Annotated in this window: 10 protein-coding genes; 3 read left to right on the top strand and 7 right to left on the bottom strand. The window is 62.6% G+C overall.

The window, feature by feature from the left end:
* Positions 1 to 32: 32 nt before the first annotated feature.
* A complete protein-coding gene (locus tag D8W71_RS11270; protein WP_236077836.1) occupies positions 33 to 839 on the bottom strand; it encodes an enoyl-CoA hydratase/isomerase family protein in 807 nt (268 codons plus the stop codon).
* Between the two features lie 39 nt (positions 840 to 878).
* Entirely contained in the window at positions 879 to 1,922 is a 1,044-nt protein-coding gene (locus D8W71_RS11265; RefSeq protein ID WP_236077835.1) for a cyclase family protein, read from the bottom strand.
* Positions 1,923 to 2,224: 302 nt separating this feature from the next.
* On the opposite strand from D8W71_RS11265, the gene D8W71_RS11260 reads away from it, so the two are divergent.
* The 3 genes from D8W71_RS11260 to D8W71_RS11250 all read left to right on the top strand — a co-directional run bounded on the left by D8W71_RS11260 (position 2,225) and on the right by D8W71_RS11250 (position 4,038).
* On the top strand, positions 2,225 to 3,184 hold the full coding sequence (locus D8W71_RS11260) for an SDR family NAD(P)-dependent oxidoreductase (RefSeq protein WP_121113506.1): 960 nt from the start codon (positions 2,225 to 2,227) through the stop codon (positions 3,182 to 3,184).
* A complete protein-coding gene (locus D8W71_RS11255; RefSeq protein WP_121113504.1) occupies positions 3,181 to 3,753 on the top strand; it encodes a TetR/AcrR family transcriptional regulator in 573 nt (190 codons plus the stop codon). Before D8W71_RS11260 ends, D8W71_RS11255 begins: the two co-directional genes overlap by 4 nt.
* A gap of 90 nt (positions 3,754 to 3,843) precedes the next feature.
* On the top strand, positions 3,844 to 4,038 hold the full coding sequence (locus tag D8W71_RS11250) for a hypothetical protein (protein WP_153275363.1): 195 nt from the start codon (positions 3,844 to 3,846) through the stop codon (positions 4,036 to 4,038).
* A 356-nt stretch (positions 4,039 to 4,394) separates the two neighbouring features.
* Here D8W71_RS11250 and D8W71_RS11245 read toward each other — a convergent pair whose 3' ends face one another.
* The 5 genes from D8W71_RS11245 to D8W71_RS11225 are packed head-to-tail and all read right to left on the bottom strand — an operon-like array spanning position 4,395 to position 12,784.
* Positions 4,395 to 5,114: a TetR/AcrR family transcriptional regulator gene (locus D8W71_RS11245; RefSeq protein ID WP_121113500.1), complete on the bottom strand. Its 720-nt coding sequence runs from the start codon at positions 5,112 to 5,114 to the stop codon at positions 4,395 to 4,397.
* Positions 5,115 to 5,139: 25 nt separating this feature from the next.
* On the bottom strand, positions 5,140 to 6,669 hold the full coding sequence (locus D8W71_RS11240; RefSeq protein ID WP_121113498.1) for an FAD-dependent monooxygenase: 1,530 nt from the start codon (positions 6,667 to 6,669) through the stop codon (positions 5,140 to 5,142).
* A complete protein-coding gene (locus D8W71_RS11235; protein ID WP_121113496.1) occupies positions 6,666 to 8,339 on the bottom strand; it encodes a (2,3-dihydroxybenzoyl)adenylate synthase in 1,674 nt (557 codons plus the stop codon). Before D8W71_RS11235 ends, D8W71_RS11240 begins: the two co-directional genes overlap by 4 nt.
* The gene (locus tag D8W71_RS11230; RefSeq protein WP_121113494.1) at positions 8,336 to 10,657 is read right to left on the bottom strand and encodes a hydantoinase B/oxoprolinase family protein; all 2,322 of its coding nucleotides are present in this window, start codon (positions 10,655 to 10,657) and stop codon (positions 8,336 to 8,338) included. The genes D8W71_RS11235 and D8W71_RS11230 overlap by 4 nt, the downstream gene beginning before the upstream one ends.
* A gap of 24 nt (positions 10,658 to 10,681) precedes the next feature.
* Complete coding sequence (locus D8W71_RS11225) at positions 10,682 to 12,784, bottom strand: hydantoinase/oxoprolinase family protein (RefSeq protein WP_121113492.1); 2,103 nt, start codon at positions 12,782 to 12,784, stop codon at positions 10,682 to 10,684.
* Positions 12,785 to 12,898: the final 114 nt, after the last annotated feature.

Below are 12,898 nucleotides of genomic sequence, written 5' to 3'. Positions count from 1 at the left end.
CCGGTTCGAATCGTCGTGGAAACAAGAGATGCTCAACCCTTCATTCGCGCGAGCCCTTCGAGAGCAAGTCCGTATCCGAGGAGTCCGTGTAGGCGAGCTCGTAGATCCTCGGTGAGCACGGTTCTGGTGTATCGACGGACCAGCCTGGGCTGGAGCATGAGTTGCTGCGCGAGAGCGCGGGCGCGATCCAGGACCTCCCCTTTCGGCAACACTTCGTTGACCAACCCGATCGATTTCGCCTCGGCTGCGTCCACTTTTTGCCCGGTCATCAAGAAGTAGCGCCCGCGAGTCATCCCCATCAGCAGGGGCATCACTATGTGCATGCCGTCTCCCGGCACCATGCCTCCGGCGAAGTGCGCGGTGTCCTGGAAGTACGTGTCATCCGATGCAAGGACGATGTCCGAGACGAGTGGTATTTCGGCGTGTCTGACTGCAGGACCGTTGATCGCGGAAATGATGGGGGCTTCGATCGACAGGAGGTTCGGCAGTAGGTGCTTGCCCTCGAAGTAGATGGGGTCGTACGCATCTGGGGTCATCGTGTTGCGGTTGGGGTGCTCTCCGGGTTTGATTGCCGGCCCGCTGAAGTAGTCGCCTACCCCGGTGAGGATAACGACTTCGTTGTCACGATCTCGGCCGATCTGCAGAAAGGCATCCTCGAGCTCATTGTGTGCGAGCAGGCTCCATTGCAATGGCCCACCGTTCGTCTGGAGGGTGACTTCGAGGACACCATCATCGGATCGGGCCATCGAGATGCTTCGATACTTGTTTTTGTAGCTGTCGAAATTCGACGCTGCTCGTTCGAGGTGGCTCATGCTCGGTGTGCCAACGGTCTCTGTCATGAAGGTTCGCTCCTTAGTGTTGTGCGGCGTCAGCTCTTGTCAGGGCTCGTCAAAAATCGCTACAGCGCGGGTCCAACCGCCCGAAGCGGCGAAGATCTTGACTGGAAATGCGGCTATCTGGAATCCGTGCGAAGGGAGCTGTTCGAGATACCGAAGCTTCTCGATCTGGCAATACTCGACCGTGCGTCCGGCTTTGTGTCCTTCCCAGATAATCGAGGGGTCACCGTCGCGGGCGTACCGTTCTGCCACATACTTGTATGGCGCATCCCACCCCCAGGCATCTGTTCCAACTACCCGCACCCCCTTTTCGCAGAGAAAAAGTGTTGCTTCTCTACCTACGCCACAACCACTTTCGGCATAATGTTCTGTTCCGAATTTCGCTGCAGCCGAGGTGTTGACCACCACGATGTCGAACGGTCGCAGCGAATAGTCGATCCGGGCGAGTTCCCGTTCGATATCTTCGGCAGTGACCACGTACCCGTCGGGTAGATGACGGAAATCGAGCTTGACACCTGGCCGGAAGAACCAGTCCAGTGGCATTTCGTCTATTCCACGGGGCTTGGTCCCGTCTTCGAGCAGCGAAGAATAGTGCCACGGTGAGTCGACGTGCGTCCCGTTGTGGGTCGAAAGATTGACAGTTTCCAAGGCGAAAGCTTCACCGTTGGGAAGATCGGAGGCTTGAAGACCAGGGTAGCGACGCTCGAGCGTCGGCACGGTATCTTGATGGCTCGTGTAGGCGATGGAGTACTCGTATCCAGGTGGGTCCGAGGGAACGTCGTTCTGCAGGGTCATCGACAGGTCGAGGATTCGTCGCATGAAAATCCGTTCATTGGAGTCGCATATCGTTGCAGGCGTCAACCTGCAGAGAAATAGGAAGACGGCGCCTGCCAAGTGGACTTCTAGCTTGGGGGTTCGACAGTCGCACGCCTGTTGACGTCGAGTCAAACGTTTGATATCAAATCGTCCGATGTGCATACGGATGGCTTCAGCCGAAAGTGAAAAGGACAACGAACGACGCATTTTGATGAACGAGTGGTTCCGCTCGCCATCGTGAACGCGGCGTTCGCAGCGTCGTTGCGACACAACACACGTGGTGCGCGAGCGACGGTGACACTCACTCTCAACGTGTTAAACGCCGCGATGCGAGCTGCGCGGCCGAATGCATAGTGTGACTGGAGCACGGCACCGATAGCGAATGTGCGATGCAATCGATGAGATCGTCGGCGCCGGCAGTGAAGCACCCCTGGGGGGGATCTCTCGTCCTCCCATCCGACAGCCGATCGGGTTGCTGCCGAACCGGGATTGGAAGGCGATCACGCTACAGCTGGTTGTCAGTGTCAACCAGCTGTAGTGTCGGTTGACACCGACAACCATGGAGGAAGAATATGCCGACGGTACTCATCACCGGAGGGCATTCCGGGATTGGGCTCGATTGCTCGAAGGATCTTGCAGCACGAGGGTTCGACCTTGTTCTCGCAGGCCGGAGCCCGGCACGGATGCAAATTGTTGCGCAGGAATTGCGATCAGCGCACAACGTCGACGTGCTGTTGGTCGAGCTCGACACCTCGTCGCTCGCGTCCGTTCGCACGGCTGCCGATGAATGCCAATCGCTCCTGCAGCGCGGCGAGATAGGCTCGCTGGTCGCCGTCATCTGCAACGCGGGCGGGCGCTTCGACGGGGATGTGCGATACAGCGAAGATGGTTACGAGCTGACATTCGCAACGAATTGCTTAGGGCACTTCCTTCTGGTTCAGCTCACTGTGCCACTGCTGGCCGCGCGCGGCCGTGTCGTCTTCACTGCCAGCGGCACCCACGATCCGGACACGATGGACGGCAGGATGGTCGGCGCCGCCATGAAGCCCGACGCTTTCGCTCTCGCGAATGACGGCAAGGACGGATCGAGGCCCCTCTCCGCTGGTAAGCGCTACTCGACGTCAAAGCTGTGCGATGTGATGTATGCTTACGAGCTCGCACGTCGTCTCGAACGTGCGGGCAGCTCCGTCTCGGCCATATCGTTCGATCCCGGCTCCATCCCGAGCACCGGCTTCCTACGGGACATGCCGAAGGCCATGCAGTGGCTAGCCAACACCCGGCTCTTCGGCTGGGTCAGTAGGCGTATGGGGGTCGTCACGTCGACCTCGAAGTTCTCAGGAACTTCGCTCGCGCAGATTGCGACCGAGGACCAATACCCGACTGGCTCGTACCTTCAGGCCAACGCCGGCACCCTGACGAAGGTACGGTCATCAACAGTCTCGTACGACGAACAGATCGCAGTGACCTTGTGGAATGATTCAAAGGACCTGGTTGGCCTCATCCCAGACGAGGAACCCGCTGAGCTGCGATGACGACTGGCAAGAAATTGGTATCAGCTGCTACCGCGTTGGTAGACGCCGGAGGGGAACAAGCCGTCACCCTTCGAGCCGTCGCGGCCGCAACAGGTCTCTCGCACAATGCGCCGTACAAGCACTTCGCGAGCCGCGACGCGCTACTCGCTGCAGTCGCAGCACAGGACTTCCGCGCCTTCCGTGGGATCTTCAGGGACGCTCAGCGGGCAAAGCAGGCCCCAGAAGGTCAGCTCACTGCGGCACTCGAGGACATAATCGCTTTCAGCGAACAGCACCCGGGTAGGTATCGTCTGCTGTTGAGCAATCCGATAGTCGCCTCCCAAGAAGGCGAACTACGAGACGCCGCCGGAGACGCGTTCCGGACGTTCACCGAGATCATCGATTCCTGTCAGACGGTGGGTGTGTTACCTGCCGCGCCGAACGAAATTCTCGCCGGGATCGTGTTCGCGACCATGCACGGGTTGATCGACGCACAGTCGAGCGGACGCTTACAAGCTGGGCACGGTGTTAACGACGTGCGAACAACTCTGCAACTATTCCTTCGACTTCTGCAGCCACGCGAGGTCTGAGATGGTCCGGCTGCCGAACCTCAACGACCAGCCGGAGCCGTTCGAACCTACGCGAAAAGGAGGGCGCTGCGCGACAGCAGAAGTTTGCTCATGAGTATGGGGCTGCTGGGCATCGCTATTTCGGGTCACCGTGAACCGGGGCTGTTCCTGACCACCGCACACGGCCCCGCACTCCTCACGGGCGGGACATTCGGACTCGAAGCCTCAATCATCCCCGTTTTCGTCGGCGTTACTTTGGCGATTCAAATGTTCATTGGTGCGCGTTTGCGAACTCAGCACGTCTGATCTCGGTGCAGACGCGACGCACCAATCTCCCACTACAGTGCATGCCGGTCCGACAGTCTTCTCGAGACGATCTCGTCCGTAGTGCTGCAATCATCTCTCTGTTCAAGTTCTAGGGTTACTACAGCCGAACCACCCACAGTAAGTCGAGTTGCGATCGACTAACGGTCCCGGTTCGGCCGTCCTGTCGCTACACCACCCAGCCCGCAGCGCTATCAGACCGACAGCGTTGGACGGGCCTGAGGCAGTGCACGACAGCATTCTCAAGCAGCCCTAATCAATTGGTTCAGGGCCCTGCTCGCACGTACCGCAAGGCCGCAGGTGCCGGATGCTGGCACCTAGCTCTTAGTTGATCCGCCCTACCATGTCCGGTTCTCTGCCAGAGCTCGTTCGAGGTAGTCGAGGTTTTCGCGAAGCATGGAGATGGCTCGCTCCGTACCCTCCTGTGCGGGAGCCGAGCTATCTGCCGACGCGACTGCTCGTACGGCCATGTCGGCCAATTGGACCGCCACCGCACGGTCGCTGTCCGAGTCTCCCGTCGGCTGCCACCAGGCGACCCAGTTCAGCATGCCGATGATTCCGAGTGCTGCGGTGCGCGGATCGACGGGCCGCATCTCTCCCGCCCGAATGCCGCTCTCGATGACGACGACGAACTCTTTGAGCACGTGCCGCCGGCTCAGTTGGTGAGTACGTGAGAGCTCGTCGGGTAGATCGGTCTCGGATCTGATGATCAGCTTGAACCGGTCGGAGCTCTGAGCTTGATTCAAGGCGATCGAGGCGGCCATCTTCCGTAGCTTCTCGGTCGGTCCGAGATCGGTACGGTTGTTTATCTCGTGTAGCACCGCCGCCGGGGTCTCCGTGGTCTCACTGAAGAGCTTGGACAGCAGTTCGTCCTTGTTTGCAACGTAGTGATACAGCGCAGGCCGCGTCAGGCCGGTGGCGTCGGCGACGTCCTGCAGCGTGGTGCTGGCGAAGCCCTTCTCCGCGAACAGACGCGTGGCCTGATCGAGGATTTGCTTCTCGACCAGTTCGCGCCGCGGGTTCTGCTTGGATCCGCGTGGTGCATCCTCGCGTGTCATGAACGAAGAATAACCGTCACGTCCGTCAACCTCCCACCGACACGAGGTGAGCGCGGCCGCTGACGAGTCCGGCGACCGCGTCGGGCAGGCAGGACTTGGGGACGTCGACGACGACGAGTGCATCAGAACTCTGCATCATCCGCTCGGCCACATCGAGCCGATCGAGGACGTGTGCGCGTTCCACCGGACCGGTCAGCCACACCGTGGCACTCGCCCGCGCCTCGTCGACGAGTGCCGTCGCTTTCTCGTTCCAGGCCGATTCGACGTCGACCGTCAAGACATTGGTCGTGGGGTCGTCGCGCAGGGCGTCGGGTGCCAGGCGTGTGTCGAACGATCCGCGTGCATGCTCGAGTTCGCGACCGAGGACCCAGGCCGAGACGTCTTCCGGAGGCCCGGAATCGACGTCGGCATTCCCGTAACTCGCGATGCCCTTCCACGCGACGTCGGGGGCCGACTCCAGGAACCTGTCGAGGCCGACCTTCCCTGCCCGGGTCATGTACGCGAGCATCAGCTGCTCCACTGGGAGGTCCATCCGGTGCGGGAAGGACTCCCACCACTGCTCGCTGCGCAGCGCAATCTGCTGCAGGTGATCGACCGCGGGACGCCTGACGCGCTCGTACTCCACCAGGGCGCCCTCGACGGTGTCCGACGACGACAGCGCCGCATCGAGCGCGATGGCGTCCTCCATGGCCAGTTTGGTGCCGGACCCGATCGAATAGTGCGCGGTGTGTGCGGCGTCGCCGAGCAGGACGACGTTGCCCGCGGACCAACTCCGGCACGTGACGGTCCGAAACTGCATCCACCGGGTGCGGTTACCGATGAGATCGTGACCCTGCAGCGTGTCGGCGAACGCAGTCTTTAGGTAGCGCAGTGACACTTCGTCGCTGTCGGCGGCCTCTGTCGCCTCTGTAGAATTGTCGAACCCTGCACGGCGCCACGTTTCGACGTCCGTTTCGATCAGAAATGTGCTGCGATCTACAGCGTATGGATACGCGTGGGCCACGAACGTCCCGTGCTCGGTGATCGCGGGTACGAAGATGGCACTGGGCAGCGCGAAATCGGTACCGCACCAGAGATAAAGACCTGATCCGGTAGTGATGTCCGCGCCGAACTCGGGGTTTGCCGTGCGCGTTGCACTGTTGATCCCGTCGGATGCGATGACGAGATCGGCATCGAGCTCGGCCGGCTCGCGGCGTTCACCGAATACGAGCCTGACCCCCGCATCCCGTGCCTGCCCCTGGAGGATGGACAGCAGGGTCGTACGGGCAATGGCCAGGAGATCGCCGTGCGCCAGACGCGCGGTTGCGTCCCCGACCTGCATCGACATCTCGTGCGAATAAGCCTGAGCAACAATTGCATCGAGCGATACCGCGTCGGCCAGGCGTAGGTTTCGCTGCGTACGTGAGGCGAGTCCGACGCCGAATCCGAACGTGGTGTCCGGTGAACTCTGCTCGTAGACAGTGATATCTGCGGCTGGATTGGACAGTTTGAGCAGCCGTGCGGCGTAGAGACCACCCGGGCCTCCACCGATGACAGCGACGCGATCAACTTTCATTCTTGCCTCTCGAGTTTCGCGGTGATATCCAGCCGCAAACTTTTCTTGTCTATTTTGTTGACGTTGGTTCTCGGCAGATCCGCCATCCATTCGAGGCGCTCGGGCCACTTGTACTTGGCCACCCCCAACTCGGTGAGATGATCCTGGATTTCGGCCATCGTCAGTGGCGTCCCGTCGGTGACGAGATATGCACATGTCTTCTCGCCGAGTCGGGGATCGGGCATCGCGACGACGGCCGCGCTCACGATCGCCGGATGGCCGAGGAGTAGGAGCTCGAGCTCCTCGGCGTTGATCTTCTCGCCGCCGCGGTTGATCAAGTCTTTGATTCGTCCCTCGATGGTGATGAATCGCTCGGATTCCACCACCGTGATCGACGCCAGATCTCCGGTACGGTAGAAGCCGTCCGAGGTGAAGGCGATCCGATTGTGTTCGGCCGCAGCGAAATACCCGGTGATCGTGTATGGTCCGCGGCAACACAGTTCGCCGACCTGACCGTCCGGCAGTTCGATCTCGGTGCCGGGGTCGAGGATACGAACCTCGTCGTCGGTGGAGACCGGAGTGCCGACGGTCGCGATCCTGGCATCCCGTGGTGACGGCACCGGCGTGACGGTGAGTAGTCCCTCGGACATGCCGAACAACTGCCCTGCCCAATGATTCTCGCCGTCGTCGACGCGATCCATGAGCTCGGGCGAGACCTTCGCGCCGGACAGGATGACGTGTCGCAATCGCCCACGGACACGGTCGAACTCCGGACCCATGACGGCCTGGTAGTGGCCGTGGCCGATCAGGACGTCGGTGGCCTCCGCTCGGTCCATGAGCTCGAACGCGGAACGGGCGTCGGCGGTCGCGAGAACCAGGCACGCGCCGACCGAATGAGCGGCGTGCAGGCCACACGCTATGCCCGCGTTGTGTACGATCGGGATCAAATGAGCGACCCGGCTGTCCGAGTTCCATTCGAGCCGCTGGGCATACATGAGCGCGTTGTTCCAGTACTCGGCATGAATACGCGGAATGACCTTCGGCACTCCCGTTGTTCCACCGGACAATTGGAAGGCCACCACGTCCTCGGGGTCGGTCTCGGCCTCGATGGCCTCGACCGCAGCCCTGGCCTCGGCTGGGTCGATACCGAGGCCGATGTCCTCGAGTCGGAGCTCGCCTTCCCCGCCGACGGTGATGACCTGTCGAACGGTCTCGCTGGTCGCGGCATGGCCCCGCGCGAACTCGACAAGATCGAACGACGGCAGACCTGCCTCGACGATGTGCAGGGCAGCACCGACCGCCGAACTGACGTGTCCGATCTCGTGCAGACGATGGGCGGCTAACGTCGCCACCGGGACCAGGCCGGCTTTGACGCAGCCGTACCAGGCGAGGACGGTCTCAAGTCGGTTCGTCAGCTGGAACAGGACGGGTTCCAGCCGCGCGAAGCCCAGCTCGATCAGTCCGGCTGCAATGGCGTCTGTGCGACGGTCGAGTTCGGCGAACGTCATCGAGCCCTCCGCACTGATGATCGCGGGTCGGTCGGGATAACGGAGTGCAACGTCGTGAAGTCTCGAGCCCGTGGGCTTCGAACTCCACGCCCCGCTCAGTCGATAGTGCTCGGCCCTGTCTCTCGGGTACGGCACAAGACGCCCACCCCAATCCGAACAGGTCGCTTCGGTGGTCACCGTCATCGCTCGGCCACCGCTGGAAGCAATCGAGAGATCTCCAACGAATGATCGGGGTGATCGGCAGGCACAATTCCCGAGTACACGGCCGTCCAGCACCCCGGGCAGCACAGCTGACGGAAGACGATGGGCGTATCGACGTATTCGGCAGGATCGGACGTCACCTGCGGTCCCGCTGCCGAGGACGGTCCCTCGTAGCGAGCCAGATCCAGCACACCGCTTGATTTTTCGTCACCGAGGAGTCGGCCGCATTGCGCACACGCGATGACGCGAACGTCGCCGACGGTGACCTCGGACAGGTTGTCGTCGAGCCGTCGTCCGAGCGAGAGATCCATGATGGGGGCATCGGAGTGCGCGGTCGACCGGGTTCGCCTGTCCTCGAACAGCTCCCGACGCCTACGTGCAGTGGCTGCGTTGTCGACCACACCGTCGCCGATGACGACGCCGTAGACCGCTTCGGCTCCCGCAGGGGTGACCTTTCCTTCCCGAAGGTCGACGACGACGGCATCGGGGTCACGGTGCAGCGGATCGCCGTATCCGCCGCCGCCCTGCCAGTGCATGTACAGAACTTCGCCTGGCGCGACGTAGCTCTCGGCGTAGCAGGCGCCGAATTCCTTTCCGCCGCCCAGCTCGTCGAGTGCTCCTGGAATCTTGCCCGCTGCGAATTGTTCGATGACATCGGTGCTGCGAGCGAGGATCTCGAGTCCCGTGTTGCCCGGGTACCCGCCCGCGAGACCGTTGTTCTGTGCGACGGCCTTGCCTGCCGAGGCGAGGACGAGGCCCATCGGTAGGGAGGTTCCGTACGGCGTGACGGCGAGTGATGCGCTGACGCCGCCTCGTTGGCGGCCTGGTCCGCCGGAGTCGGGCTCCTCGCGTCGCCACAGCGTGAGGAGTGGGTACAGGAACTCCGTCATCTCGGTGTCGGGGATGCGCCCCATCGGGATGCAGAACAGCCCGCCGGTATCCATGCCGTCGGCGGTAGGCCGAGCGCCATACCCTCCTGCCATCGGTTCCATCATGATGTTGAGGAATGGAACGGGCTGCTCACCGCGTTCGTCGAGTCCGGCGATGACCGCAGTGTCCCAGGTTCCACAGCACGCGGCCTGCACGCTCTTACCGAGGTCGACGGACCGATCGAGCATCTGCGACAGGCACTCCGCGATGAGTGTTCCCGTGAGCCAGGCTGGTCCGATCGGACCACGACTCACCGCCGCAGGGAAGCTGGCGTTGTTGATCGTTCCTTCTTCGGAAACCAGGTCGAAGCATCGCATCAAGCCACCTGCGGACCAGGGAATGTCTCCGGCGAGGATCGGTAGGAGGGCGAGCATGACGCCACCGCGCATGCCGGCGTACGTGCAGTTGATGACGCCGGTCTGCTTGTCGGTGCCGGTGAAGTCGAAGGTGAGGTGATCGGCGGTCTTGCTCATCGCGACGGTGATCTTGTGGACGCCGCGATCGCCCGCGTGTGACTGGTCCTGGTAACCGGTGGCCTTCCAGGTCCCATCGGGCAATGAGCTCAGCTTGCTGCGCAGGCGTCCTTCGGCGTCGGTCATCATGCGCTTCATCACGGCCTTGACGGTGTCCGCGCCGTACTGCTCGATGACGGCGAGCATCCGGTTGCGGCCTACGGTGTTCGCTCCGATCTTCGCCCGGAGGTCGAGACCGACCAGCATGGGAACCCGTGAGCGCCGCACCCAGAGATCGGAGACGTCACGCTGCAGCTCGTAGTCGCGAACGACCTTGACTGGAGGCGTCGGAAGCGACTCGGAGAACACGTCTTTCGCCGAAGGGTCGAACGATCCGAGTCCGGAGCCGCCGAGGTCCGGCTCGTGGCAGATCGCGCTGGTCCAGGCGAACAGCTTGCCCTCATGGAAGATCGGCTGGTAGACGATCACGTCGCTCTGGTGCAGTCCGCCGCCGACCCAGGGGTCATTGCAGAGGAACATGTCGCCTTCGGTGATTCCAGGGTTCGTGGCCCGGTGTTGCAGGGTCCAGTAGATCGCGAGGTCCACCGCACCGACGAGCATGGTGTTGTACAGACCGACCTGAACTTCCTGTCCCAGTTCGTCACTGATCGCGAAGTCGAAGTCGTTGGCGTCGGTGACGATGGGCGAGCCGGACATTCGTTTGAGCGCTTCGCCCATCTCGTCGGTGACCGACCAGAGCCGGTGACGAATGACCTCGTAGGTGAGTGGATCGAGATCGTCGATCTGCTGTTGGGTGACGGTGTGGACCGGCAGGGTCGGTGGGAGGGAACGGGCGAGTGCGTCGGGGTCTACGGGTCGAGAGGAGAAGATCTCGGACCCGGGTATGGCTGAAGTCATGCTGATGCTCCTAGGCGCAAAGAACTACTGGGCGACGATGTTGAGGTTGCCGAGGCGGTCGACGGTGCCGGTGGTGCCGTGGGGGACGACGACCGTCGTGGTGGGGACTTCGACGATCGCCGGTCCGGCGAGGACGTGCCCGGCGGCGAGCTTGCTGTAGTCGTAGATGTCGGTGTCCACGTAGCCGATTCGTCCGTCCAGATTCACCTTTCGGGTCCCGATACGAGCCACCGAGGCATCTGCGGAGTCGGCCGATTTCAGTTCGGGAAGTGTCGGCGAGAACGGCAGCACGCCCGTTGCGCGGACGCGGTAGGTGATGGCCTGAATACCGGCCTCGCGGAATCCGCTGTCCTTGCCGTACAGGTCGGCGTACCGCTGCTCGAACAGGTCGGAGGCAAGCGCGACGCTTGCCGAGTCCAGCGTGCCCTCGGGAATGGCAGTGGCAACCTCGGCCAACTGCATCGTGTACCGCATGTCGATCTCACGCTCGACCTCGACACTGGTGAACGACAGTCCCTGTCGGCCGAGGGCCTCACGGACGCGCTTCTCCAGGCCGTCGAAGTTGGCCTCCGCGCGGGCGGGGTCGAGTGGCATGGCGACCGGATCGGACAGTTCGGCGGCGAGCACGATGTTCGACGACGCGAGACCGTAGGCCGAGAATGCCGACGCAACCTGACCGAGCGGGACGATGACTTCCTTGACACCGACCTCGGCTGCGTAGGCGGCACAGTGCGACGGTCCTGCCCCGCCGAAGGCGTAGAGCACGAAGTTGCGCGGATCGTGGCCTGCCTCGACGACCGTCTTACGCAGCAGGTCTCCGGTCTGCGCGTTCTGGACGGCATAGATCGCGGCTGCCGCGTCCTCGATCGAGAGGCCGAGCGGCTCGGCGATTCGGCGTCGAATAGCCTCGCGGGCCAGCTCTTTGTCGAGTGGTTTGCGTCCACCGAGCAGTCCCCGTTCGGGCAGGATGCCGAGAACGAGATTGGCGTCGGCGTTGGTGGGCTCGGTGCCGCCCTGACCGTAGCAGGCAGGTCCTGGCACGGCCTGGGCGCTGTGCGGTCCGATCTGCAGGTTGCCGCCGGCGTCGACCCACGCGATTGCTCCGCCGCCGGATCCGATGGCGTGCACCTGCAGGGTCGGCACGTTGATCGGGTGGTGGTTGATGATGGTGCTGGACGCCCGTACAGGCTCTCCGTCGACGACAAGGCCGACGAGGAAGGTAGTTCCGCCGACGTCGGTGGCGATGATGTTCTTGTGACCGAGCTGCTTGCCGAGCGACACGGCGCCGACGACGCCGCCGGTGAGAACCGATCCGACCGTGCTGATCGCGTTCTTGGGAGCCTCCGCTGCCGCGACTGCGCCGCCGTTGCTCTGCATCACCAGCAACGGACCCTTCAGGTCGAGCGCGCGAAGCTTCGATTCGAGCGACCCCAGGTAGTCCCGCAGGCCGGGTCCGATCTGCGTACTCATGATCGTCGTCGCGTTGCGGGCGAACTCACGGATACGCGGGCTGACCTCGGAGGACAGCGATACGAACATGTCCGGGTCGATCTCGTGGACCAGTTCGCGAATCCGCTGTTCGTGCACGGGATTACGGAACGACCAGAGCAGCGAGACGGCGATGCCGGACACACCGTCGTCGACCAGGCTGCGGATCGCGACGCGGGCCGAGTCCTCGTCGAGCGCAACGACGACGCTGCCGTCGCGGTCGAGCCGTTCGGTGACTTCGAGTGCATGGCGCTTGGGGACGAGACCGTGGGATTTGCTTTGTCCGAGGACGTTCTGTAGTTGCTCGGGAGATCCGCCGAGGTAACGACCCTCGACATTCATGATGTAGATCGAATCCCGATGGCCCTTCGTGGTGAGGAAGCCGACCGGTGGGACGTTGCCCATCACCAGTGCGTTGAGCGACGACGTGGTGCCGTGCGCGATGTGGTGCGTGTTCGCAAGCATCTCCTGCACGGGGGAACCCAGCTGCTCGGCGAGAGCCTCGAGCACGTCGATGACCCCCTGCGAGTAGTCAGGAGGCGTCGAGGGGGATTTTGCGGCAACGACCGTGCCGGAACTGTCGTCGAGTACTGCGTCTGTGAACGTTCCGCCGACGTCCACTCCGATCACGTAGGCCATGCCGGTGTGCTCCTTCTAGTCCGAGTCGAAAAACTTCCTAGCGGCCGCGGGGTGAGACACCCTCCGGAACCGCTGACGTCTGTGTCGAGTATTCGACGTGAACGAAGACATGTC

This window comes from Rhodococcus sp. P1Y, from assembly GCF_003641205.1.
Classification (GTDB): Bacteria; Actinomycetota; Actinomycetes; order Mycobacteriales; family Mycobacteriaceae; genus Rhodococcoides.
Note: the sequence above shows the minus strand (reverse complement) of the source record. Positions and strands in the feature narration are given on the sequence as shown.

Bases quoted from the DNA above. Each gene is read 5' to 3' on its own strand.
- D8W71_RS11270 (WP_236077836.1), bottom strand. From the start codon at position 839: ATGACAGAGACCGTTGGCACACCGAGCATGAGCCACCTCGAACGAGCA.
- D8W71_RS11255 (WP_121113504.1), top strand. From the start codon at position 3,181: ATGACGACTGGCAAGAAATTGGTATCAGCTGCTACCGCGTTGGTAGAC.
- D8W71_RS11250 (WP_153275363.1), top strand. From the start codon at position 3,844: ATGAGTATGGGGCTGCTGGGCATCGCTATTTCGGGTCACCGTGAACCG.
- D8W71_RS11225 (WP_121113492.1), bottom strand. From the start codon at position 12,784: ATGGCCTACGTGATCGGAGTGGACGTCGGCGGAACGTTCACAGACGCA.
- D8W71_RS11240 (WP_121113498.1), bottom strand. From the start codon at position 6,669: ATGAAAGTTGATCGCGTCGCTGTCATCGGTGGAGGCCCGGGTGGTCTC.
- D8W71_RS11230 (WP_121113494.1), bottom strand. From the start codon at position 10,657: ATGACTTCAGCCATACCCGGGTCCGAGATCTTCTCCTCTCGACCCGTA.
- D8W71_RS11260 (WP_121113506.1), top strand. From the start codon at position 2,225: ATGCCGACGGTACTCATCACCGGAGGGCATTCCGGGATTGGGCTCGAT.
- D8W71_RS11245 (WP_121113500.1), bottom strand. From the start codon at position 5,114: ATGACACGCGAGGATGCACCACGCGGATCCAAGCAGAACCCGCGGCGC.
- D8W71_RS11235 (WP_121113496.1), bottom strand. From the start codon at position 8,339: ATGACGGTGACCACCGAAGCGACCTGTTCGGATTGGGGTGGGCGTCTT.